Consider the following 953-nt stretch of genomic DNA (forward strand, 5'->3'; position numbering starts at 1 on the left):
GGGGCTTGCGAGCGATAAGAGTGAGTCGACGGCCAGACTTGCGTCGTCTTGGAGAAGAACCTTGGCGGTGCCGACTTCCGAGAGTCCCAGGGCGAATGGTGCGTTGTGGTAGCCAGCAGCGGCGAAAGGGGGAAAGGTCTGTGCTTTGACGATGGCTGGAGTGACTCGGAGTGAATCGACGCTGGCCTCGATGATGCTTCCAAAGCTAATATATTTGGCCTTCAAGCTATGAGCCGCAAGGATAGCCCCCATCCCCATCATTGACCAGCTGTTTAGACGCAAAGGGGAATTCAGAACATTTGTTGACACGCGAAGTGTGTCGAAGCGCTCGAAAAACTCACGCTCTCTGGCGAATCTGCCGCCGAAGTCCATCGATACTAGGCGAGTATTGGACGGCATGAGGGCTCGCGCCGCGAGAGAGTCGAATCCACCGCTGAAGTTCAGGACGCACCCGGACCTTCTCGTTCCTCGCGTGGTTCAGTCCCGTCTGACTCGACGGGGCAGTGGGTGAGCGCCGAAATGTACCTCGTCGCTTCCTCACTTACCGGAAAGTCGAATGAAACCGCTTCGAACGCGCGGCCACAGAGGGCCGAGAGAGCGATGGCGACCAGAGAGCAGGTCGTCTCAGTGGGTTCGCTGAATTCGAACACTATAGATTCGGCCCGGCCAGCGTGATGAGCGGTGACATCGATGCGCTGGGGGGCCATCTTCAGGTCTGAGAAGCGGATGGTGCTCACGAAACACTCCTTTCCGGGGCGAGATGGTCGAATCCATCCCGTAGGCCCTTCATCAAGATAGCCGCATCCACCTTGTTGTTGTGGGTCATGAGGTTCTTGGCACGAGGGCCGGACTGAGATGAGACGAGTGGGCCTCTCCCGCAGGATGGAAGTTCCTCAACAACCCACCTGCCAGAAGAGACCCGCTCATGACTCACGCTAACGCACCCCTGACCC

At 58.1% G+C, this 953-nt stretch carries 1 protein-coding gene; it reads right to left on the bottom strand.

The features are described 5' to 3' along the window. Positions 1 to 399 (bottom strand): hypothetical protein (locus UN64_RS21700; RefSeq protein WP_216352814.1); only part of this gene is annotated, 399 nt, incomplete at its 3' end. Positions 400 to 953: the final 554 nt, after the last annotated feature.

It is taken from the genome of Fictibacillus arsenicus (genome assembly GCF_001999465.1).
GTDB classification, from domain to species: Bacteria; Bacillota; Bacilli; order Bacillales; family Fictibacillaceae; genus Fictibacillus; species Fictibacillus arsenicus.